The sequence below is a fragment of the Niabella yanshanensis genome, from assembly GCF_034424215.1.
GTDB classification, from domain to species: Bacteria; Bacteroidota; Bacteroidia; order Chitinophagales; family Chitinophagaceae; genus Niabella; species Niabella yanshanensis.
Map to the genome: position 1 here is coordinate 2,974,513 of NZ_CP139960.1, position 22,316 is coordinate 2,996,828.

Here is a 22,316-nt window from a genome sequence, read left to right on the forward strand (position 1 = left end):
ATTATTTAGCATCATCTAAATGGCGGCAACATTGCAGTTGCTGCCATTTTTGTTTTATTGCTGTCTTGTGGTTACCCCCAACCCCCTCCAGATATATTTTAACAAAATAGCATTATCAATCCTTTGTAACTTAGTTATCTAAACTACTACCAATGAGACATTTTGCTTTCCTTTTTGTAATGATATCCACATCACTATGCATTAATGCACAAACCAGCCAGCAACAAAAAAACATGATCGCTTTCGCGAAGCTGTATGGCTATGTGAAATATTTTCACCCTTCAGACGAAGCAGCAGCTTTAGACTGGGACCGGTTTGCTATTTATGGAGCGGGTAAAGTTCTTCACGCAAAATCTGATGCTGAGCTCTCCTCCACCTTACAAAACCTCTTTCGGCCATTTGCACCCTCCGTTCAAATCGGGAAAAACCCCGTATTCAAAAAAAGCCTGATTATCCCGGCTGATAAAAATTACTACAAACCGGCATTCTGGTTTCACACCGGGGTGGGTTTTTCCGACAATCCCATTTATTCCAGCGTACGGTTAAACCGGCCACAGACGGCTAAAAAAGGCAGGCCTTCAGGCTTCGCGCCCTTTACCCAGGCAATAGAAGCGCTAGCGCTACGGGGAAAAGAAATAAAAATGTCAGGACGCATGAAAGTAGATGTATCAGAAAGTGGCACGGGGCATTTCTGGCTCAGGGTAGACAGGGCGGATAATAAAATGGGATTCTTCTATAATATGGATGATAAGCCCGCCATTAAAAATGAGTGGCAATCTTACGAATTTACCGGTAAGGTAGATTCCGATGCCCAACAAATATACTTTGGCGGATTTTTGCAAGGTGAGGGTACTATATGGGCAGATGATGTAAAACTTTTTGAAAGAGACAAGGAAGGAGATGCCTGGCGCCCGGTAGACATAAAAAATGGAGGGTTTGAAACAGCCGGTCAGAGCAGCCATGCCGAAGGATGGTTTACCGGTCCGGTAGAAGGGTACAAATACGCTGTCAATCCTTCCGACAATAATAAAATTCTTGAAATCACTAATGACAACTCAGCAGCTCAGCCAGACCCTTCTTCAGTAACCATCACAACGGCTGTAGATTATAAAGCTTCCCCTAAACCCGGCGAAGTAATAACCGCAGCACTTGGCCCCAACATTGAAGCTGTTGTGCCCATCGTGCTATATTGCACCACAGAACATACTTTTCCGGCAGGTAATGCTGGCAACTTAGCAATGTTGAAAAAAGAAATGGATGCGTTCTTTAACGAAAACAGAAACGCCACCAGCCTGGCACTCAGGTTGGGCGATGTGGTCATTGCCTGGAACATATTCAAACATTTCTTTCCTTACTGGAACAATGCTTCACAAAGCTCCGATGCAATATTGGAAAAGGCTGTAGCCAAATCTTTCACCGACCCAACACCTCTTGCTTTCAAAGAAACGCTGCTTCAGATGACCGAGCCATTGAACGATGGGCATGTATGGGTAGGCTTAAATAATGACGCGTCTAACGCCTATACCTTACCTATTCAATTTGATTGGGTGGAAAACAAAGTGATTGTTGACAAGGTTTTTGATAAAAATGCAGGAGACGTTCAGCCCGGCGATATCGTAGATAAAATAGATGGCCAAAGCGCCGCTGCTGTTTATAAAGATAAAATGAGCTTGATTTCCGGCTCACCCCAATGGAAATCTTACAGGGCAATGAGCAACTTTGCGGCCGGTTCTCAAAACAGCCCGGTTAAACTAACGCTATTGCGTGGCGATAAAACTATCGAACTGCCATTAAACAGAGACTTACCAGTTGGGCAATATGGAACAGCCGTAAATAATCTCCGAAAAAAAAGCGGGAAAGTGACAGACGGTATTTATTACCTGGACCTCAATACGCTATCTAAAGACACTATCGATAGTTGGATCCATGATCTGGCCGGGGCAAAAGGTATTATTTGTGACCTTCGTGGATATCCCAACAGCAACCACAACCTCATTAATCACCTGCTGAAAACGGGTGAAGATACCAAGTGGATGTTTGTTGCCAAGACAGCTCACCCCGATCAGCAGAAAATTGAGTTTAAAGATTTTGGATGGAATATGCAACCTCAGCAACCTGCTATTAAGGGCAAAGTAATCTTCATAACAGACGGCAGGGCGATCAGCTATGCCGAAAGCTATATGGGTTTTGTTAAAGACTTCAAACTGGCTACCATCATAGGCCAACCTACGGCAGGCACCAATGGCAATGTCAATCCTTTTACGCTACCGGGCGGGTACACTATATCGTGGACCGGTATGCTGGTTAAAAACCACGATGGCAGCGCCCATCACATAAAAGGCATTATACCAGACATTCCGTTGCAGAGAACCTTAAAAGGTGTTGCGGAAGGAAGAGACGAATTTTATGAAAAAGCAGTTCAGCTTATACAGGCAGAATAGCTTGGGTTGTCCGTTTCATAACAGCCTTTTCAAAGTTTAACCCAATGGGGGATATGTATAGGTTTTGACGGTTTTGGGGTGCCAGTTTTAAAATTGATTAATAAAAAACGGGGGCTGGAACCATCCAACCCCGCTTTGAAAACACTTGTTTCTTCTGTATTAATCTCTTCTGCCTCCCAAATAGATCATAATGTACTGAACCAACGTAACCACTGCTGCCAGCGCAGCAACCACATAGGTTGTAGCAGCCCATTTTAAGGCGTCCTTGGCTTGAGGATACTCATTATTATTGGTGACATTGGTAGTTTGCAGCCACGCTAATGCCCTTTTGCTGGCATCAAATTCTACCGGCAAGGTAATTAAGCTAAAAACAACAGTAATAGCCATTAATATGATACCTATTAATAAAAGTGTAGTACTTCCTGAATATGCCATTACAACTCCTGCCAGTAACACCCAATTCACGATAGTAGAGCTGAATTGTACTGCAGGCACAAGTTTACTACGCATTTCCAGGGGGCCATATGCCGTAGCGTGCTGCACTGCATGGCCGCACTCATGAGCTGCCACTGCTGCGGCCGAAATGCTTCTGCCTTCGTAAACGTCAGGGCTTAAATTCACTGTTTTTTTAGTCGGATCGTAGTGATCAGATAAAAAACCGGGAGTAGATATCACCCGCACATCATAAATACCATTTTCCCTGAGCATTTTTTCGGCTACTTCTTTGCCACTCATTCCATTAGCTAAAGGGATCTGGGCATATTTCTTAAACTTACTTTTCAGCACCATCGACACCAGCATACTGATGCCCACAAAAATCATCGAAACTAAAAAAATGGATGAAGTCATTTATAAATATAATTTGTTTATGAAAATCAATCAAATCCGGAACCAAAGGCAAATTAGTCTAAAAAACCGACTTTTTGTCATGTAGAAAAATATTTGAGGGTTTTTTAACCATGGCATGAATTTTATTATATACTTATTATCAAGTAGTTATAAAAAAACCTCTTAATCTGCCAGCCGGATTTTATAATTTGTTAACCTGCCGCGTCAATAATTTCATTTTTTAATGTTAATCTCAATTTGTACCTTAGTACCAGAATTTAATGGGTTAGTAAGTAAAAGGGCCGAGCGTAAGCAAGGCCTTTTTGCTTTATATACCTGTTTACTCCCGCTGTACAATGAAACATTTGCAGCGGGTGGTTTATCTTATCTGATTGCTTTAAATCTATCTCAATTCAGGGCCCGTCGTTAATTGTTTTTCTTTTGTATTAAACATTGCCCCTTAACCGGTAACCCTGTAAATTTCATTACTTAACTTTACCCAATGAGTAAAGTGAAAAAGTCTTTTTTCTGCCAGAACTGTGGTTATGAAAGTGTAAAATGGATCGGACAATGTCCATCTTGCAGCCAGTGGAACAGTTTTGTAGAAGAAGTGATTGAGAAAGACAATGGCAAACAAAACTGGAATGATTATACCACCAACGACAAGAGAATATCGAAAGCGGTGGCGCTATCTCAGGTAAAAAGTGGGGAAGAGAAAAGAATAACGACCACAGACGCAGAACTCAACAGGGTTTTAGGAGGCGGTATTGTTAGTGGAAGCATCATATTAGTTGCCGGCGAGCCAGGTATTGGCAAAAGCACTTTATTTCTTCAAAGCGGCTTACAGTTGCAGGATCAGCGGGTTTTGTATATCAGTGGAGAAGAAAGCGAGCAACAAATTAAAATGCGCGCTGACAGATTATACAACAACGGTGCGTCGATCAATAATGATAATTTCTTCCTGCTAACAGAAACCTCTACTCAAACTATTTTCCAGGAAATAAAGAAACTAAAGCCGGATGTAGTGATTGTAGACTCTGTTCAGACATTACAGTCCAACCTGATAGATGCCTCCCAGGGAAGTATTTCACAGATCAAAGAATGTGCAGGGGAGTTTCAGCGTTACGCCAAAGAAACCAATACCCCCGTATTCCTCATCGGACACATTACCAAAGAAGGAGGTATTGCGGGCCCTAAGATACTGGAACACATGGTAGATGTGGTACTGCAGTTTGAGGGTGACCGGCATTATGCATATCGCATATTACGCACGCTAAAGAACCGCTTTGGCAGCACCAGCGAGCTGGGTATTTATGAAATGACCGATAAAGGCATGCGTGGTGTAGCCAATCCCAGCGAAATACTCATTACTCAAAAAGAAGAGCAGCTTAGTGGTATTGCCATTGCAGCTACACTCGAAGGTGTACGCCCCTTATTGATAGAGGTACAATCGCTGGTAACACAATCCGTGTATGGCACACCTCAAAGAACGGTAAGCGGATTCGATCTGAGACGTTTGCAGCTATTGCTCGCTGTGCTGGAAAAAAGAGGCGGATTTCATTTTGGTGTAAAAGATGTGTTCCTGAATATCGCCGGGGGTATTAAAGTAGAAGACCCTTCTATTGACCTGGCCGTTCTTTGCGCCCTGCTCTCATCGTATGAAGATGTGCCTTTGCCCCAAAGTATTTGTTTTGCCGGTGAGATTGGTTTAAGTGGTGAAATACGCGCTGTCAATAAAATTGATCAACGTATAGCCGAAGCCGAGAAACTGGGCTTTGAAAAGATAATCGTATCAAAATACAATCAATCGGTAAAGCAGAGCCGGCAAAAGTTTAATATAGAAGTGATCACCATGGCCCGGGTTGAAGAAGTATATCAATATTTATTTTAACTTTATAGGAAAGGCGGGTAAGAATTAGCACTTGCCTGTTGATCAGATCAGTATACGCCCCTGCAAATGGCCCGGGTTATTTGCCAGGTACAACCTATTATTAAACGCAAACATCTAACCATGAGCACCCTTACGTTAATTAAAGAGTCTCTTTTGCAGCTCTTTTACCCGCATTTATGCGCGGGTTGTGGCTCAGATACCCTACCCGTCAGTAGTCAGCTCTGCATAAAATGCATTCATGGTTTGCCTTTAAGCCACTTTGAAAAGCAGGCTGATAACCCAGTAGAAAAAATATTAGCAGGTAGAATTGAATTTGAAAAAGCAACTGCCCAGTTATATTTCACCAAGCATTCTGCCTTACAACATATCATGCACGCATTTAAATATAAGGACAATAAGGACCTGGGGCATCAATTGGGTTTGATCATGGGTAACCAACTGTTGGAAAGCCACCGCTTTAAAGACATAAATGCTTTGATACCTCTGCCATTGCACGAAAGTAAGCAACAAAAAAGGGGATACAACCAGGCAGAAATCTTGTGCAATGGTATCGCCGAAATCATGAAAATTCCAGTTATCACAGGAGCTGTTATAAGACCGGATGCCACTGAAACCCAAACAAAGAAAAACCGTACCGAGCGCTGGAAAAATATGGAAGGCAAGTTTGCCTTAACCAACGAAAACCTAATTGAAAACAAACACGTACTTTTAGTGGACGATGTAATTACTACGGGAGCAACACTGGAAGCCTGCGGACAAGAACTTTTACAGGCTCCGGGGGTTAAGCTAAGTATAGCAACATTGTGTTACGCGTCTAAAATTTAATTTATTAAACAGTTAATCATTCTACAATGAAAACTTTATTTCTTACCTTATTATTATCATCGACATTATTCTTCGCCGGCAATATTTACCAGTTTAAAGTAAATGGGCTAAGTGGCGGCAGCATCAACTTCAACGACTTTAAAGGTAAAAAAATACTGGTGGTGAACACGGCCAGCAAATGCGGACTGACGCCTCAATATGAAGGACTGGAAGCTCTCTACAAAAAATATAAGGGCAAACTGGTGATCGTAGGATTTCCTGCCAACAACTTTAAAGGCCAGGAACCCGGAAGTAATGAAGAAATATCCGAGTTCTGCCAAAAAAATTATGGCGTAACATTCCCAATGGCTTCAAAAGTTTCTGTATCCGGAGATGATGTGGCGCCTATTTACAAATACCTCTCTGAGGAAGCGCAAAAGAAAGGCTTAGAAAATCCATTAACCTGGAATTTTGGAAAATTCCTGATTAATGAGAAAGGAGAACTGATTGCAACTTTCTCTCCGAAGACTCAACCAATGAGCGATGATATTCTGAAGTATTTGAATTAATAGTAAGCATTTAAAATAAATGCCGTTCACCCGAGATGAACGGCATTTATTTTTTATAAGAAACTTACATATTATCTACACATCATAAGTAGTTGATGCAGTATCACCGCCGCGGCCCGTCCAGTTAGTATGGAAGAACCTGCCTCTTGGCTCATCTATCTTTTCATAAGTATGGGCACCGAAGTAATCACGTTGCGCCTGAAGCAGGTTGGCCGGTAATCTTTCGGTACGATAACCATCATAATAATTAATAGCCGCACTCAAACAAGGCGCCGGTATGCCGTTTAAAATAGCGGTTGCTGTTACCTTTCTTAAGCCTTCCTGGCAAGCCTGTATCTTTTCTGCAAAAAAAGGATCCAATAACAGATTTACCAGTTCGGGGTTGGTATCAAACGCCTCTTTGATATTACCCAGGAAGCGCGAACGGATGATACAACCACCTCTCCACATTAAAGCAATATTGCCATAGTTCAATTCCCAGCCATACTCTTTGGCAGCGGCGCGCATCATCTGGTAACCTTGTGCATAAGAGATCACTTTGGCCGCATATAATGCATCTCTTAACTGGTCTATAAACTGTTTTTTATCACCATTGAAAGAAATTGCCGGAGCTGCAGTTAATACTTTAGAGGCGGCCACGCGCTCATCCTTAACCGCGGATAGACATCTTGAGAAAACCGACTCTGTAATTAATGTAAGCGGGATACCCAACTCCAGCGCAACCGTACCAGTCCACTTGCCTGTACCTTTTTGACCAGCAGTATCCAGGATCTTGTCTATAGTAGGCACCCCATCTTCTTTATGTGCCAGTATATCCCTCGTAATTTCAATCAGGTAGCTATCCAGCTCGCCTTCATTCCACTCTTTAAATACTTCGTGCATTTCATCTGCAGACATACCTAATACATCTTTCATGATCTGGTATACTTCGCAAATCAATTGCATATCGCCATATTCAATACCGTTGTGCACCATTTTTACAAAATGACCAGCGCCACCGTCGCCTACCCAATCACAACAGGGAGACCCGTCGGCAACTTTAGCAGCAATGCCCTGGAAAATAGGTTTCACTTCAGGCCATGCAGACTTAGAACCGCCCGGCATAATAGAGGGGCCCAGTAATGCGCCTTCTTCACCACCCGACACTCCGGTACCAATATAACGGAGGCCTTTACTTTCCACGTATTTTACTCTTCTTTCCGTATCAGGAAAATGAGAGTTGCCTCCATCTATAATAATATCTCCTTCCTGCAGGTGGGGCAATAATGTTTCAATAAAATCGTCTACAGGCTTTCCTGCCTTCACCATCAACATCACTTTACGTGGCGACTTAAGTGAACCCACCAACTCTTCTATCGAATGGGCTCCTGTTATATTTTTTCCTTTAGCCCGTCCGTTGATAAAGTTGTCCACCTTATCTACCGTGCGGTTATAAGCCGTTACGCGAAAGCCTTTGCTTTCCATATTTAGAATAAGATTTTCGCCCATTACGGCCAGGCCTATAACACCTATATCTGATAATTCTGCCATTTTATTTTATTGGTTTAATCGTTAGAAAATGTTTGATTTAAAAACAGAGTGCCAAATTTAAACCGCTTCTGCTTTACAACCAATTAAATCTGTAGACTATAATAAAGCGGCAGGAACCAGGGCTATTTTTTATATTCGTTTCAAATTGATTTTATGCGTACGCCGCTGCTCTTCTTGGTCTTTGCTATTCTCACCGCCAGTTGTCAATCAAAGAAAACCGCAGACCTGCTCATTTACAATGCCACTATTTACACCGTGGATTCGCAATTCAGCAAAGCGGAGGCAATGGCTATCCAGGACGGGAAGATACTTGCTACCGGAACAAAGGCTGAACTTACCAATACCTACAGCTTTAAAGATAGCCTTAATGCCGAAGGCAAATATATTTACCCGGGCTTCATTGATGCACATGCCCATTTTGCGGGTTATGCTCAATCCCTTACGGAAATCAACCTTTTTAATACAAGCAGCTGGGATAGCATTATAGAGCGTGTTGTACAACATCAATCCCCTACTGGAGATACCAGCGGCTGGATTGTAGGCCGGGGCTGGGATCAAAATGACTGGCCTGTAAAAGCTTTTCCCACTAATGAGCGGCTTAATGCCCGTTTTCCGGATCGACCTGTGTACCTGGTTCGTATCGACGGGCACGCGGCTATTGCCAATAACAAGGCATTGGAACTGGCTGGTATTAAAGCCGGCGACACTATTAGCGGCGGCGAATTTGTAATACAAAACGGCAGGTTAACCGGAGTTTTGGTGGATAATGCGATGGACAGAGTAGCAGCCCGCATACCATTCCCCACAGACCAGGAATTTGAAAAATCGCTGCAACTGGCCCAGCAAAACTGTTTTGCAACCGGGCTCACCACCATTCATGATTGCGGGTTAAATTATGAGCTGGTTGAAAAGATACAATTCTTCCAGGAGAAAGGCTCCCTGAAAATGCGGTTGTTTGTTTTACTAAGCGATGCTAAAAAGAACTACGACTATCTAACTAAAAGAGGATCTATTAAAACGGATCGGTTGAAGGTCAGCGGCTTTAAATTATATGGTGATGGTGCATTGGGCTCCAGGGGCGCCTGCCTATTAAAAGACTACTCCGATAAGCCCGGCTGGAAAGGATTTTTACTAAGTGATGCGGCCCATTTCGACTCTATGGCAGCCCTTATTATAAAAAACAAATGGCAGATGTGTACCCATGCCATCGGGGATAGCGGCAACCGTGTAGTACTCAATATCTACGCTAAATATTTAAACGGCAAAAACGATCTTCGCTGGCGTATAGAGCATGCGCAGGTGGTAAACGAAAGCGATTTTCATTACTTCAAAGATCACAGCATCCTACCTTCGGTACAGCCTACGCATGCCACTTCTGATATGCATTGGGCGGGAGACCGGTTAGGAAATGACCGCCTGAAGGGAGCTTATGCGTACCAACAGCTGCTGCAGCAAAATGGCTGGATATCCCTGGGCACCGACTTCCCCGTTGAAGACATTTCTCCTTTTAAAACCTTTTATGCGGCGGTAATCCGTAAAGATGAAAAGGGATTTCCTGCCGGCGGCTTTCAAATGGAAAATGCATTAACCCGTGAGCAGGCTTTACGGGGCATGACGATATGGGCTGCCCGTTCGGCTTTCGAAGAGTTAGAGAAAGGAAGCCTGGAAGCAGGAAAACTGGCAGACTTTATTGTGCTGGACCAGGATATTATGACGGCACCTGAGCAAGCTCTATTGAAAACAAAGGTAATAAAGACCTTTCTCAACGGGGAAATGGTGTATAAAAATTAATACGGTACCTGTGTTACTGTGTTAACTCTTTTAATAAGGTTGTAGCCCGTACCGGTTTAAAAGGAACATACTTTTTCGTTTTCTGTTCTTCCATCCTGTCGGTAAATAAAGTACCAAACAAATGATCGGTTTCATGTTGGAAGATAATCGCTGAAAAATCTTCCAGCACTTCCAAGTGTTGGAGCCCCTGGATGTCTGTATAGGATACCATGATCGAAAAATTACGTACAACCTCTCCCCGGCCGTCGAAGGAGAGGTCCCCTTCAGGTCCCTGGCAAAGGATGGACGAACGCCATACTATTTTGGGGTTGATATAAAATTCAAAAGGCTGACCCGGCTTATCAAACCGTTGTACCCAAATGAGATTACGGTTAATTCCTACCTGCGGGGCGGCGATACCTACACCCCGGCGACTGCTATCCAGTACCGACTTCAGCATCCTGTTTTTTAATAAGGGCAGTAACGGATCATTATATGCAATGTCCTTCGACAGCGCTTTTAAAGCTTTGGCTCCTGCTGGTTCGGTAAGCGGTGTTACCCTCAGCATGGAGCTGGTATCCCCGCCGAGAATAACTTTTCTTTCCGTTTCGGTAAAATTTTGGGCACTGCTGCTTAGTAGCACCATCTGAAAAAATCCACCCAAAATAATTCGCAGCTTGTCTACCATTCTTACATTTATATTTATCACTCATTAATGCGCTTCCAGCCAGTTTTCTCCCTGGCCGCACTCTGCAATCACCGGCACGCCAAAAGGCAGTGGCAGCGCGGCTTCCATGTTCTCCAGTATTAATGGTTTTAATTCGTTTACCTCTTCGCGCAAAGTGTCAAATATTAATTCATCGTGCACCTGCAGAATCATTTTACTCTTCATACCGGCTTTTTTCATAGCTGCATGCACTTTTTGCATGGCCAGTTTGATCATGTCGGCAGCAGTACCTTGAATGGGAGAATTAATGGCGTTTCGCTCAGCAAATCCCCTTACGGTAAAGTTTCCCGAATTGATATCTTTTAACCAACGCTTGCGGCCCATCAATGTCTGCACATAGCCATGCTCGCGCGCAAAATTGATGGTATCATCCATATAGCGCTGTATACCTGAAAACTCTTTTTTATAACTATCAATGATCGCTTTGGCCTCTGTTCGTGAAATGCCCAGGTTATCGGCCAGCCCGAAAGCCCCCTGTCCATAAATGATACCGAAGTTGACGCTCTTGGCTTTATAGCGCATTTCTTTGGTTACGTCTTCCACGGCTACATTAAACACCTGCGCCGCCGTTGCTGTATGAATGTCCACGCCGCTTTTAAATGCGTTCACCATATTTTCATCGCCGCTGATACCGGCCACAATTCTTAGTTCGATCTGCGAATAATCCGCCGATAATAATATATGATTGGCATCGCGAGGTACAAAGGCCTTTCTTATTTCTTTACCCCGATCGGTTCTTACAGGTATATTCTGGAGGTTGGGATTATTACTAGCCAGCCTGCCCGTAACAGCTACCGCCTGTCCGTATGTGGTATGCACCCTGCCGGTTCTAGGGTTGATCAGCTGGGGTAATGCATCTACATAAGTAGATTTTAACTTGGTCAGTTCCCTGAAAGTAATGATCGCATCTGCAATGGCATGACCTTTGGCGGCCAGTTTCAATAAAACATCTTCCCCTGTCTGGTATTGACCCGTCTTTGTTTTGCGGGCCGAAGCATCGAGTTTTAGTTTATCAAACAAAACCTCGCCCAGCTGTTTTGGTGAAGCCAGGTTAAAACGAACGCCGGCAATCTCAAACACTTTTTTTTCCGCTTCTATTGCGTCCTTTTCCAGCTCCTGTGAATAGGCCTTCAGAAAACCCTCATCTATTCGCACGCCTTCAAACTCCATATCAGTAAGTACACGCAGTAAAGGATTTTCTACTTCATCAAAAACACGCTGCACTTCTTTCTTCGCTAAAAGAGGCGTAAAAGCTTCTTTGAGCTGCAGGGTAATATCAGCATCTTCAGCTGCATAATCGGTGATCTTTTCAAGCGCCACATCACGCATGGTTCCCTGGCTTTTTCCCTTCTTACCAATCAGCTCGTCGATAGGGATAGGCTCATAACCCAGGTATTTGGCGCTTAGCTGGTCCATGCTGCGTTTACCATCAGGCTCTATCACATAGTGCGCCAGCATTGTGTCAAACAGCTTGCCTCTAAATTCAACGCCATACCATTTCATCACCAATAAATCATACTTGAGGTTTTGCCCGATCCATGTTTTAGAGGGATCATCAAACAGCCGGCGAAAAGCCGCCAGTATGGTATCTGTTTCTGCACGCTCGGCCGGACAGGGAACCCAATAAGCTTCACCCGGTTTTACCGAAAAGCTCATGCCTACCAGCTCTGCCAGGTTGGCGTCGATATTAGTGGTTTCTGTATCAAAACAAATTTCATCAAATGAAGACAGCTGCTGCACCAGGTTGTTAACAGCATCTGCACCTGTAATGGCAGAGTACTCGTGGGGTACATCGCTTAACTTTTTCAAGGTTGAAAAAGAAGGAGCATCATCTTCCGCTTCAATCACGGGAGTGGGTTGCGCTTCTTCTTCACCTCCTATTACATTACCAAAAAGATCAATCTGCAAGGTTTTACCAGCAGCAGCCTTCTTATCAGCCGGAGACGCGGCGCCTGCAACTGCTTCCACGTCCTCGCCCAGCAACCTTTTAGCAAGGGTTCTGAATTCCAGTTCGCCGAATATCTCTTTTAATGCTTCTTTGTTCCAGTCTTTTACCTTAAAATCTTCTTCATGAAATTCCACCGGCACATCAGTGATGATGGTTGCCAGCTTTTTGGAAAGAATGGCCAGGTCTCTGCCTTCCACGACCTTTTTTCCTAATGCACCTTTAATATTTTCAGCATTAGCTACCACGTTTTCCAGGGTCTCATACTCCGCTAATAATTTGGCCGCCGTTTTTTCGCCCACTCCGGCAATGCCCGGGATATTGTCCACTGCATCACCCATGAGCCCGAGCACATCAATTACCTGTGAAACATTTTTAATATTCCACTTGTCACATACTTCTTCGGGTCCCATTATTTCTACATCGCCACCCTGGTAACCCGGTTTGTAGATCTTTATTTTCTCGGATACCAATTGGCCATAATCTTTATCCGGCGTAACCATATATACTTCATACCCTTCTGCGGCAGCTTTTTTAGCGAGTGTGCCGATCACATCATCCGCTTCATAACCATCAGTTTCTACACAGGGAATATTAAAGCCCTTGATGATGCGCTTGATATCAGGCACAGCAATTAATATATCTTCAGGCGTCTCCTGGCGATTAGCCTTATACTCAGCATAATCGGTATGGCGCTCAGTAGGTTCATGCGTATCGAAGCAAACGGCCATATGGGTTGGCTTTTGTTTGTTCAGTAAATCCACCAGGGTATTGGTAAATCCGAACTGGGCATTGGTATTTTTGTTTTTACTGGTAATACGCGGACTACGAATTAATGCATAGTACGCACGAAAAACCAGGGCATAAGCATCTAACAGAAACAACTTCTTTTCCATAAATGCTAAGGTAGGAGATTTACGATTGATGATTTCGGATTTATGATTTAAGATTTATGAATAGGCCGCTTATTTCCAACAGGCTACCATAGTCTCCCGCTACATTATGTGCTATATTTTACAAACTGGTTTTTGCTTATTTTTATGGAGGACAATTGCAAAACCGAGTGAAATATGACCTTTATCAAGAACTTCTCCGTCAACACCACAAAAACGCATCCCTTTCCTTATAATATACCTGCCGTTCGCAATGCGAGGCAATTAAGTTTAAATCAGCCGGTGACTATACTGGTAGGCGACAACGGATGCGGTAAATCGACCTTGCTGGAAACTATAGGGCTTTATATGAATCTGCCATTAATCGGAGGATATAGCAAAAATTCCAGTTCTTTTGAAGCAGCACAGATACTGCTCCCTTATATTGACATTGAATGGCGAAGAAGTACTCAAATGGGTTTCTTTTTCAGGGCTGAGGATTTCAGCGATTTTTTAAAATCTGCCGAGAGGGACCGGAACCGTATACACAACGATATATCAGACCTTGAAGGTCGTGTAAGTGAACAAACGATCAGGGAAATGAGTAACGGGAGCATGAATTATAGCCTGAACAATATGTATCGCGAATATGGTACCGATATGGAGGGGTTTTCACACGGAGAAGCTTATCTGAAAATACTGGAGACCCGTATTGGCGATAAAGGAGTATTTTTACTGGACGAGCCTGAAGCTGCTTTGTCGCCCCTTAAACAGCTATCCCTGATCTTCCTGATCATGCAAAAGCTCGAAAAACCCAATGCACAATTTATTATTTCCACGCATTCGCCTATATTAATGGGTATCCCTAATGCTGTGCTATACGAAATAGATGACCATGCAATCACGAAAACGCCTTATGATGATACGGAACATTACCGGATCACCAGGCAATTCCTACAAAATCCGCAGTATTATTTAAGATTGTATGAAGAATAGTCGGTCAACCGGCTAATAGCGTAATCGCCACCGGCAATCCATAAAAATTACCGCCGTACCGGCCCGAGTGTTTATTTTTGCGCAAAACTGATTCATAATGTTACCAATAAATGTGATTAGGCAAAATGTGCAGGAAGTGAAAGAACGCCTGGCCGTAAAAAACTTTAAAAATCCCGAGCTGGTGGATTCGGTGATCGAATTGGACGATCGGCGTAAAAAGCTACAACTGGAATTTGATACAACCCAGGCTTCAGTAAACAGCGCTTCGAAAGAAATTGGTGGCCTGATGGCAAAGGGAGAAAAGGAGGCCGCAGAAGCCAAGAAAAAAGAAGTGGCAGAACTGAAGAATAAATTACAGCCCATCCAGGAGCAGCTCTCTTCAACCGAAGAAGAACTACAGCAAACACTGGTGCAGTTGCCCAATCTTCCGTCCACTTTGGTACCGAAAGGAACGAGCCCGGAAGACAATGAAGTGGTACGTGAAGGCGGGGTAAGGCCAACCTTACATGCTGGAGCAAAGCCTCATTGGGATTTGATTAAAGAGTATGATATCGTAGATTTTGAAACGGGAGCTAAGCTTACCGGTAGCGGGTTTCCTTTGTACAAAGGACGCGGTGCCAAACTGCAGCGAGCACTGGTACAATATTTCCTGGATTACAATATTGAAGCCGGTTATACCGAATACCTGCCTCCGTTTATGGTTAATGAAGCCTCTGCCTATGGTACGGGGCAATTACCCGATAAAGAAGGTCAGATGTACCATATGCAGGCAGATAACTTTTACATGATTCCAACATCCGAAGTGCCGGTGACCAATATCTACCGTGATGAAATTGTAAAAGCGGAGCAGCTACCGGTCAAAATGACGGCTTATTCTCCTTGTTTCAGAAGAGAGGCGGGCAGCTTTGGTAAAGATGTGCGGGGTTTAAACCGGGTGCACCAATTCGAAAAAGTAGAGATCGTTCAGCTGGTGCATCCTACCAAAAGTTATGAGGCATTGGAAGAAATGGTAGCCCATGTAGAAAGGCTACTGACATCGCTGGAGCTGCCTTATCGGATTTTAAGACTTTGCGGAGGAGACATGAGCTTTACATCAGCATTAACCTACGATTTCGAAGTATACAGCGCTGCCCAGGAACGCTGGCTGGAGGTTAGCTCTGTTTCCAATTTTGAAGGTTATCAAACCAATCGTATGAAGATCCGCTTTAAGGATGAAACTGGTAAAACCCAGCTGGTGCACTCCCTCAACGGCAGCTCGCTGGCTTTACCCCGTATAGTGGCCTGCCTGCTGGAAAATAATCAGACAGATACAGGCATTCAATTACCAAAAGCGTTACATTCATATTTCGGAAAAGAAACTATTATAAAATAACTCATTTTCAATATGAAGAAAACTATTCTCGCAATGGCCATCCTGGCTTCTGTAGTAGTGGCTTGTACGCCAAAAGCATCTAAAACACCGGCACCTCCGGCAACGCCGCCCACACCTGAAGTGGCCGCGGCGATTACAGGTTCTGTAGAGGCGGGTGGTGTGATTATGGCCTCTGCCAAGTGTACCAAATGCCATGGCGATGAAACCGGGCATGTACCGAAGCATACATTTGCAGAGCAGGACAAGCTGATGCAGGCAATGGCTAAAAAAGCTAAGCTTTCGGAGCAGGAAACTGCCGACCTGATGGCTTATGTAAAAGCGAAAGCGAAGCAATAGTTACTATACAACTTCGTTATATAGGGCCTGCTATACGCGGCCCTTTTTTAATGCAGGTATTCCTATAAACCTCTGTTAATAAATAAAAGCTCCATGTTTTTTGTACGATTATTGAACCACTTGTTAAACCTTCTGTAACTGTTAAGGTCCTATAAAAAACTGTTGGTATGGAAATTTCTAACCAGTTAAAAAATCAGCATTTGCTATGGCGTGCGGGCTTCGGGCCTGCAGTTGAACAATTGAATGAGCTTTCAAAATATTCTCCCGACAGGTATTACAAGGCTTTGGTAAAGGCTTCCGCTAAAGAGCCACAATATATCAATGTGGCCAATTCGCAATTGATAGACCTTTATGAACAACAACAGGATGCCGGGAAGCGCAAAAATATGGACGAAATGCAGCGGAGGGAGATCAACCGTATGCAGCAGGCGGCCGTTCGCAACCTGAGCCTCTACTGGTTAAAAGAAATGGTTGCTACTTCGGCACAGCTGCGTGAAAAGATGGCTTTTTTCTGGCATGGCCATTTCGCCAGCAGAAATGGTAATATATTTTACAACCAGCTTTTGCTGAATGTATTCAGGAAGCATGGCCTGAGTGATTTTGGCACCTTATTGAAAGAAGTGTCCCAGTCTGCCTCTATGCTCTATTTTTTAAACAACCAGCAAAACAGAAAGGGCAGGCCTAATGAAAATTTCGCCCGCGAGGTGATGGAGCTTTTTACATTAGGCCGCGGCAATTACACTGAAAAAGATATAAAAGAAGCGGCCCGCGCTTTTACAGGCTGGACGGCTACCGGCAAAGGGGAGTTCGTATTTCGTGAGAACAATCATGATACCGGTGAAAAAACCATACTCGGTAAAACGGGTAATTTTAATGGCGATGATGTGCTGAATATTATTTTAGAGAATAAGCAGACGGCACTATTCATTACACAAAAAGTATATGCTTTTTTTGTAAACGAAAAAATCGACAAAGCAACGGTCGCTAAGCTGGCCGATCAGTTCTATAACAGCAAGTATGATATTGCAGCGCTGATGGAAACTATTTTTACCAGCGACTGGTTTTATCAACCTCAAAATATCGGGGCAAGAATTAAATCACCCATAGAATTGTTGGTAGGCATTCAGCGTATGCTACCTATGAAACTGGATAACGACTATGCACTGTTTAATATGCAAAAAATACTAGGGCAGCAGTTACTTTATCCTCCAAATGTTGCGGGCTGGGCCGGTGGTCGCGCCTGGATTGACAGCAGCACCCTGATGATGCGTCTGCGTATTCCACAGATGTTTTATGATCGTGATGAACTCAATGTAACGCCCAAGCAGGATGACGATGTGATGATGGGACGTAAAACGGATGGGACGGCTGCCGTGCCCGTTAAATCTGCTCCGCAAAAAAAGCCATACGGCGCAGTGGACGCCCGGATTGACTGGTCGCAGTACATCAACAAATATGAAAAAACGAAGCGGGAACAACTTTTAGCTACCATAAAAAACAACCTGCTACAGATCCACTCACCCAGGGTACAGGAAGTAATTAATAAGAATATCGATGAATCATCCCGGGAAGCATTTATACGATCGGCTACTGTGCAGCTGATGAGCACACCGGAGTATCAGTTGTGTTAATAAAGTGAATGGGAAATAGTAAGTAGCTAGTAGGGCAGAGAATAATTATCACTGCGAATTACCGGTGTCAACAAATAAGTATAACCATTAGCACTCCCTATTTTCTACTTGCTATTCACTACTCGCAAAAAATATTATTATGTTAATCAAGCGTAAAGAGTTTTTACAGATCGGATCATTAGCCACCGCATCTATGATGATGCCTAAATTTCTCAAGGCTTTTGAGTCGCAGGCCCTGGTGCCACCGGGCAACAAGGTGGTGGTGGTTTTACAGCTGAGTGGCGGCAACGACGGATTGAATACGGTCATTCCCGTTCGTAATGATATTTATTACAAATTAAGGCCCGGACTTGGAATAAAAATGGACAAAGCGGCAACGCTTACCGATGAAGTAAGCCTGCACCCCGCTCTTACGGCTTTTAAAGGTTTGTACGACGAAGGGAATATGGCCATTCTTAATAATGTAGGCTACCCTAATCCTGACCGCTCCCATTTCAGGAGTATGGACATCTGGCACTCGGCCAGTAAAAGCAACGAATACTGGAACACCGGTTGGATCGGCCGCTACCTGGACGCACAATGTGCAGGCTGCGATAAACCAACCCAGGCATTGGAGGTGGATGACGTATTAAGCCTGGCCCTTAAAGGAGACCAGGCCAATGCGATTGCAGTTAAAGATCCGAAAAGACTGTTTGGCACTTCCAACGAAAAGTTTTTTAAAGAGGTGATGAAGCACCATGCCAGCGATCATCACGACGAAGAGCCGGTGGAATATTTATACAAAACCATGGCACAAACCCTTTCATCGGCTGATTATATTTTTAAACAAAGCCGCCTGCATCCTACGGGGGCCACCTATCCAAACACAGACCTGGGAAACGGATTTAAAACTATTGCATCATTGATCTATTCAGAGATCAACACCAAAGTATACTATATCTCCCTGGGAAGTTTTGATACCCATGTGGGACAGGAAGCCCAGCAATCCCGTTTATTTACCCAGATGAACGATGCGGTAAAGGCATTTACCGACGACTTAAAGAGGAACGGACGCATGAACGATGTGCTGCTTTTTACTTTTTCAGAATTTGGCCGCCGGGTAGCACAAAATGCCAGTAATGGAACCGATCATGGAACCGCTAATAATATGTTTTTGATCAGTGGAGGATTAAAACAAAAAGGCATGCTTAATGCTATGCCCGATCTGGCAAACCTGAATGAAGGAGACTTAAAATACAATGTAGATTTTAAGGATGTGTATGCGACTGTTTTAAAGAACTGGTTAAGTGCCGATGCCGGTAAAATTTTGGGAGGTCAGTACAATGCCTTGGGGTTTGTATAAACCGGAATTTGAATATCCCGCACTTTATGCAATAATAAACCCACTGCTTCATCAACAGTGGGTTTTAGGTTTAAGGACTCAATGGTTGGTCTTAGGGATATTACTCCCCGTTAACACGAACAATTTTTGAGTAAGTTTTGGTTCCGTCTTTATCGATCTGTGCAATACGTATATAATAATTTTCAGCGTTAGTAATACTATCCTTGTCTTTGTTACAGCTTATTTGTACAAACGCAACAAAGCTAATAGCAACAGTGGTCCGCAATATTGTCTTTTTACGGCGCACTAAAAGGAGTAAGATCAAAACTAAGGCAAAGTAGGGTAGCACAGACAAACTAATGCCCGCTTTGCCCGTCCACTCATAGCTTAGGGCAACATCACTATTACCATTCTCTGCTTTTGATTTTAGAGTGCCAATAGTAACAAATTGTTCCCCATCGGTAGACGCTTCAATTTCGAAATGACCATTATTCACCTCTTTTTCGGTGGTCCAGTTTACATGTAAGTTATTCCCCTTTATATACGCATCAATGCTGCCGAAGATTACCCAGAGGGCTACATCACCGGTAACGCTTAAAGGAGCCGGGGAAGCGCAGGGCGCGGTCTCCTCTGTTTGCCAGGAAAATACAGTGCTGGCAGTACCGGGAGGTTGGATAGTATTTGCAGTGCTTGAAAAGAGGGTGAATCCTCCATTAAGAGTAAGAAGCCAGAGGTTCTGTTCACTATCCCAGGCTATGGCTATCGGAATATCTGGATTTCCGGCTACCGTCCCAACTCCTTCGTAATAAGGTTTGCCGTCCCCCACTTCGGGGTCGGTGCCTAGCGTTAATGTTACCGGACCGGCAATACAAGCCCCGTTTACAGTAATCGTTTGAGCGTAGATAGCTCCATAAAACAGTAGCGCTATAATGAGGGTGAAAAGACTTTTCATATTGTGGTTCTTTAGGGTTTAGTGTGTTTTATCATTTATTTACCTTAAATGCTCCTGCATTTGATCCCCAGCTGGTTTTCGGCATAAATTATTTCTTTCTGCTTTAATGCTTCATTGGGTTTGCAGAAAAAGGCTTCCAGTGTATCCGCATGTGCCTCGGTCAGGCCCTCCAGCGAGGCAATTAAATTATTGTTGACATACACTTCTTTCAAACGGGTCAGCTGTTGAAGGGGCTTTAAAGAACTGATCTTGTTGGACTGAACATATAGTTGCTCAAGCTCAGCGAGCTCTTCAATTCCCTCCAGGCTTTCTATTTCATTATTAAAAAGAAAAAGTGACTTTATATTCTTAAGCGCTCTTAATGGCGTTATATTTTTGATTTGGTGATGGGTTACCACCAGGATTTCTAAATCGTGAAAATATTGCAACCCTGAAAGATTGGTCAACTCGAAAGTCATGTTTGGGTAGGGTGCACGCGGTCCAGCCATCCTTAAAACCTTTGACGAAAAAAGTTGCCTGACTTCCGTGTCACTGGGAGGGTTTAAATGACCCAATACAGTAATACCCAACGCATCTTTCCATTGTTGCTCTAATTCGTTCCACCGGTTTATTTCTGGCATAGTTTGATGTCTTATCTTAATTCGTCGAAGGGAATATTCCATATAGCGAAATACAAAAATTGATCGCGAGTATAGGCTGAACAATTGAGAAAGGCGAAGGCGTACCACCCGCAAGAGCCACTGTTGCAGCATTCATCTGCACCGTTTCTGATGCGGTTAATGTGACCTTATATTCTTTATCCAAACCGCTGGTATGGGCCAGGTAAGTCCCTGCCGGTGCGCTGGTATCTCCTTCATCTGACACCGCTATTACAGAATGGTTATGTACAGGCAACTGTGACGTTATTAACGTAACGGCTTCAGTACCCGCCTTCTCTCCAAGAGTGCGTGGGGAAAGTCCTGGACCAGTACCCTGGTGTATAGGTACTCTCCCGCGTAAATCAGGTACCGCAAATGTTGATTGTCCATCGCCGCCATAGGTAGTGCCTATTAATGTAAAAAGCGCTTCATACTCCGCAATAGACAGCAGCTGGCCATTACATAGCGCCCATCCTACAGGTATCCTGTTAAAAGCAAACATGGCAATCATTCCTAATAAAGGGTTCATCGGTTATTTTTTAAGTTTATATATCCTTTGGTACCTCCCACGCAAGTGTATCTTCACTAATCAAATTGAGGGAAAACACCCTCCATTGCTATACAATAATTAAGGGCCAGGGAAGGTTGCATGATAGAAAAAGCCGTGTTAGAACCGGTATAGCTCACCATTGATGCATTCATTTGCACGGTAGCGGGAGCTGTTACAGTGGTTTTATACTCTTTATCAAAAACCCCGGTGTTAGCCCTAAAAGCGCCCGCAGGAACGGCTGTATCACCTGCCGCAGATGATGCATTGACCAAATGATTATGCGCCGGGAGGTTTGACAATAACAAAGTGCCGTTTGGCACTCCCTCTTGCATACCCACCGCGCCAGAGGCATTTTCCTGCGAAACCGGTGCTCTTCCCCTCAGGTCCGGAAGAGCAAATGTAGTTTGTCCGTCCCCGCCATATTGCGTTCCTATCAACGCAAACAACTGTGTATTTTGTTGCAAACTTAAGATCTGACCATTGCAATAAGCCCATCCGCGGGGAGGAAAATTAAAGCCAAATATGCAAATCATTCCTACAAAAGGCACAAGCATAATATATTGATTTAAATCTTCTTTGAAAATTAGTTTTAAACGCTGTAGTCTAGTTGCGTGAAGGAAAAGTTCCCACCAGTGCTATACAATAGTTCACAACCAAATAGGGTTGCATAAGCGAAACTGCCGAACCGCTACCCGCATTGGCTATCATTGCAGCATTCATTGCTACCTGGGCACCCGAGGTTTTATACTCTCCATCTTTTAGGCCGGTGTTGGCAAAAAATGCTCCGGCCGGACTGGCCGCATCACCTGCCTCGGATGAAGCATTAATAAGATGCCGGTGTTGCGGCATATTGGCTATGGTCAGGTTCACAGATTCTTTCCCAGCGATCTCTCCAAGAGTATAGTCAGGAAGGCCTAAACCCTGTCCAAAACCAATAGCAGTCCTTCCTCTGAGATCGGGCAGGGCAAAAGTGGTCGTCCCATTGCCCCCGTAACTGGTTCCTAACAGCGCAAACAATGCCTGATTTTGGGCGATAGACATTATCTGGCCGCTGCATGTTGCCCAGCCCTTAGGGGCAAAGCCGAACGCAAACTGTATTATAGTAGCAAGGTAGGTTTCCATAAAAATATACTTAATGATTAA

The 22,316-nt window shown here is 43.9% G+C and carries 19 protein-coding genes; 10 read left to right on the top strand and 9 right to left on the bottom strand.

What is annotated here, in order from left to right; translation table 11 throughout:
* Positions 1-152 precede the first annotated feature (152 nt).
* Entirely contained in the window at positions 153-2,441 is a 2,289-nt protein-coding gene (locus U0035_RS12340) for a S41 family peptidase (protein WP_114790089.1), read from the top strand.
* A gap of 159 nt (positions 2,442-2,600) precedes the next feature.
* Here the strand turns inward: U0035_RS12340 and U0035_RS12345 are convergent, their stop codons facing one another.
* Positions 2,601-3,290 carry a zinc metallopeptidase gene (locus tag U0035_RS12345; protein ID WP_114790090.1) on the bottom strand — a complete coding sequence of 230 codons (690 nt, stop codon included), beginning with the start codon at positions 3,288-3,290 and terminating at the stop codon, positions 2,601-2,603.
* 481 nt (positions 3,291-3,771) lie between these two features.
* On the opposite strand from U0035_RS12345, the gene radA reads away from it, so the two are divergent.
* The 3 genes from radA (at position 3,772) to U0035_RS12360 (ending at position 6,533) form a co-directional block, all read left to right on the top strand.
* The gene (gene radA, locus U0035_RS12350) at positions 3,772-5,160 is read left to right on the top strand and encodes a DNA repair protein RadA (protein ID WP_114790092.1); all 1,389 of its coding nucleotides are present in this window, start codon (positions 3,772-3,774) and stop codon (positions 5,158-5,160) included.
* A gap of 120 nt (positions 5,161-5,280) precedes the next feature.
* On the top strand, positions 5,281-5,985 hold the full coding sequence (locus tag U0035_RS12355) for a ComF family protein (RefSeq protein WP_114790093.1): 705 nt from the start codon (positions 5,281-5,283) through the stop codon (positions 5,983-5,985).
* A gap of 26 nt (positions 5,986-6,011) precedes the next feature.
* Complete coding sequence (locus U0035_RS12360) at positions 6,012-6,533, top strand: glutathione peroxidase (RefSeq protein WP_114790094.1); 522 nt, start codon at positions 6,012-6,014, stop codon at positions 6,531-6,533.
* A 75-nt stretch (positions 6,534-6,608) separates the two neighbouring features.
* Here the strand turns inward: U0035_RS12360 and gnd are convergent, their stop codons facing one another.
* A complete protein-coding gene (gnd, locus tag U0035_RS12365) occupies positions 6,609-8,063 on the bottom strand; it encodes a decarboxylating NADP(+)-dependent phosphogluconate dehydrogenase (RefSeq protein WP_114790095.1) in 1,455 nt (484 codons plus the stop codon).
* A gap of 153 nt (positions 8,064-8,216) precedes the next feature.
* Here gnd and U0035_RS12370 point away from each other — a divergent pair, with 153 nt between their 5' ends.
* A complete protein-coding gene (locus tag U0035_RS12370) occupies positions 8,217-9,854 on the top strand; it encodes an amidohydrolase (RefSeq protein WP_114790096.1) in 1,638 nt (545 codons plus the stop codon).
* Between the two features lie 13 nt (positions 9,855-9,867).
* Here the strand turns inward: U0035_RS12370 and U0035_RS12375 are convergent, their stop codons facing one another.
* Together U0035_RS12375 and polA are read right to left on the bottom strand one after the other, a co-directional pair.
* Positions 9,868-10,521, bottom strand: coding sequence for a peptide deformylase (locus tag U0035_RS12375; RefSeq protein ID WP_114790097.1), 654 nt, complete (start codon positions 10,519-10,521; stop codon positions 9,868-9,870).
* Positions 10,522-10,545: 24 nt separating this feature from the next.
* Positions 10,546-13,401: a DNA polymerase I gene (gene polA / locus U0035_RS12380; protein WP_114790098.1), complete on the bottom strand. Its 2,856-nt coding sequence runs from the start codon at positions 13,399-13,401 to the stop codon at positions 10,546-10,548.
* Between the two features lie 174 nt (positions 13,402-13,575).
* Between polA and U0035_RS12385 the strand changes: the two genes are divergently transcribed.
* From U0035_RS12385 to U0035_RS12405, 5 genes are all read left to right on the top strand, one after another.
* The gene (locus U0035_RS12385; RefSeq protein WP_114790099.1) at positions 13,576-14,373 is read left to right on the top strand and encodes an AAA family ATPase; all 798 of its coding nucleotides are present in this window, start codon (positions 13,576-13,578) and stop codon (positions 14,371-14,373) included.
* A gap of 97 nt (positions 14,374-14,470) precedes the next feature.
* Complete coding sequence (gene serS, locus U0035_RS12390; RefSeq protein WP_114790100.1) at positions 14,471-15,745, top strand: serine--tRNA ligase; 1,275 nt, start codon at positions 14,471-14,473, stop codon at positions 15,743-15,745.
* Between the two features lie 12 nt (positions 15,746-15,757).
* Positions 15,758-16,081 (top strand): hypothetical protein, encoded by a 324-nt coding sequence (locus U0035_RS12395; RefSeq protein WP_114790101.1) that lies wholly within the window; start codon positions 15,758-15,760, stop codon positions 16,079-16,081.
* 167 nt (positions 16,082-16,248) lie between these two features.
* A complete protein-coding gene (locus U0035_RS12400) occupies positions 16,249-17,712 on the top strand; it encodes a DUF1800 domain-containing protein (RefSeq protein ID WP_114790102.1) in 1,464 nt (487 codons plus the stop codon).
* 139 nt (positions 17,713-17,851) lie between these two features.
* On the top strand, positions 17,852-19,054 hold the full coding sequence (locus tag U0035_RS12405) for a DUF1501 domain-containing protein (protein WP_114790103.1): 1,203 nt from the start codon (positions 17,852-17,854) through the stop codon (positions 19,052-19,054).
* Positions 19,055-19,154: 100 nt separating this feature from the next.
* On the opposite strand, the gene U0035_RS12410 is transcribed toward U0035_RS12405, so the two are convergent.
* From U0035_RS12410 to U0035_RS12430, 5 genes are read right to left on the bottom strand one after another with little or no spacing between them, the layout of a single operon-like run.
* Positions 19,155-19,985 (bottom strand): hypothetical protein, encoded by an 831-nt coding sequence (locus U0035_RS12410; protein WP_114790104.1) that lies wholly within the window; start codon positions 19,983-19,985, stop codon positions 19,155-19,157.
* 44 nt (positions 19,986-20,029) lie between these two features.
* On the bottom strand, positions 20,030-20,605 hold the full coding sequence (locus U0035_RS12415; protein WP_162817793.1) for a leucine-rich repeat domain-containing protein: 576 nt from the start codon (positions 20,603-20,605) through the stop codon (positions 20,030-20,032).
* Positions 20,606-20,621: 16 nt separating this feature from the next.
* Complete coding sequence (locus U0035_RS12420; protein WP_114790106.1) at positions 20,622-21,152, bottom strand: phage tail protein; 531 nt, start codon at positions 21,150-21,152, stop codon at positions 20,622-20,624.
* A 56-nt stretch (positions 21,153-21,208) separates the two neighbouring features.
* Positions 21,209-21,727, bottom strand: coding sequence for a phage tail protein (locus U0035_RS12425; RefSeq protein ID WP_114790107.1), 519 nt, complete (start codon positions 21,725-21,727; stop codon positions 21,209-21,211).
* Between the two features lie 49 nt (positions 21,728-21,776).
* Positions 21,777-22,295, bottom strand: a complete 519-nt coding sequence (locus U0035_RS12430) for a phage tail protein (RefSeq protein ID WP_114790108.1) — start codon at positions 22,293-22,295, stop codon at positions 21,777-21,779.
* Positions 22,296-22,316: the final 21 nt, after the last annotated feature.

Excerpts from the sequence above, each read along its gene's own strand:
- gnd (WP_114790095.1), bottom strand. The coding sequence starts at position 8,063 with ATGGCAGAATTATCAGATATAGGTGTTATAGGCCTGGCCGTAATGGGC.
- U0035_RS12370 (WP_114790096.1), top strand. The coding sequence starts at position 8,217 with ATGCGTACGCCGCTGCTCTTCTTGGTCTTTGCTATTCTCACCGCCAGT.
- U0035_RS12410 (WP_114790104.1), bottom strand. The coding sequence starts at position 19,985 with ATGAAAAGTCTTTTCACCCTCATTATAGCGCTACTGTTTTATGGAGCT.
- serS (WP_114790100.1), top strand. The coding sequence starts at position 14,471 with ATGTTACCAATAAATGTGATTAGGCAAAATGTGCAGGAAGTGAAAGAA.
- U0035_RS12360 (WP_114790094.1), top strand. The coding sequence starts at position 6,012 with ATGAAAACTTTATTTCTTACCTTATTATTATCATCGACATTATTCTTC.
- U0035_RS12425 (WP_114790107.1), bottom strand. The coding sequence starts at position 21,727 with ATGCTTGTGCCTTTTGTAGGAATGATTTGCATATTTGGCTTTAATTTT.
- U0035_RS12340 (WP_114790089.1), top strand. The coding sequence starts at position 153 with ATGAGACATTTTGCTTTCCTTTTTGTAATGATATCCACATCACTATGC.
- radA (WP_114790092.1), top strand. The coding sequence starts at position 3,772 with ATGAGTAAAGTGAAAAAGTCTTTTTTCTGCCAGAACTGTGGTTATGAA.
- U0035_RS12405 (WP_114790103.1), top strand. The coding sequence starts at position 17,852 with ATGTTAATCAAGCGTAAAGAGTTTTTACAGATCGGATCATTAGCCACC.
- U0035_RS12400 (WP_114790102.1), top strand. The coding sequence starts at position 16,249 with ATGGAAATTTCTAACCAGTTAAAAAATCAGCATTTGCTATGGCGTGCG.
- U0035_RS12355 (WP_114790093.1), top strand. The coding sequence starts at position 5,281 with ATGAGCACCCTTACGTTAATTAAAGAGTCTCTTTTGCAGCTCTTTTAC.
- U0035_RS12415 (WP_162817793.1), bottom strand. The coding sequence starts at position 20,605 with ATGCCAGAAATAAACCGGTGGAACGAATTAGAGCAACAATGGAAAGAT.
- U0035_RS12430 (WP_114790108.1), bottom strand. The coding sequence starts at position 22,295 with ATGGAAACCTACCTTGCTACTATAATACAGTTTGCGTTCGGCTTTGCC.
- U0035_RS12385 (WP_114790099.1), top strand. The coding sequence starts at position 13,576 with ATGACCTTTATCAAGAACTTCTCCGTCAACACCACAAAAACGCATCCC.
- U0035_RS12395 (WP_114790101.1), top strand. The coding sequence starts at position 15,758 with ATGAAGAAAACTATTCTCGCAATGGCCATCCTGGCTTCTGTAGTAGTG.
- U0035_RS12420 (WP_114790106.1), bottom strand. The coding sequence starts at position 21,152 with ATGAACCCTTTATTAGGAATGATTGCCATGTTTGCTTTTAACAGGATA.
- U0035_RS12375 (WP_114790097.1), bottom strand. The coding sequence starts at position 10,521 with ATGGTAGACAAGCTGCGAATTATTTTGGGTGGATTTTTTCAGATGGTG.
- U0035_RS12345 (WP_114790090.1), bottom strand. The coding sequence starts at position 3,290 with ATGACTTCATCCATTTTTTTAGTTTCGATGATTTTTGTGGGCATCAGT.
- polA (WP_114790098.1), bottom strand. The coding sequence starts at position 13,401 with ATGGAAAAGAAGTTGTTTCTGTTAGATGCTTATGCCCTGGTTTTTCGT.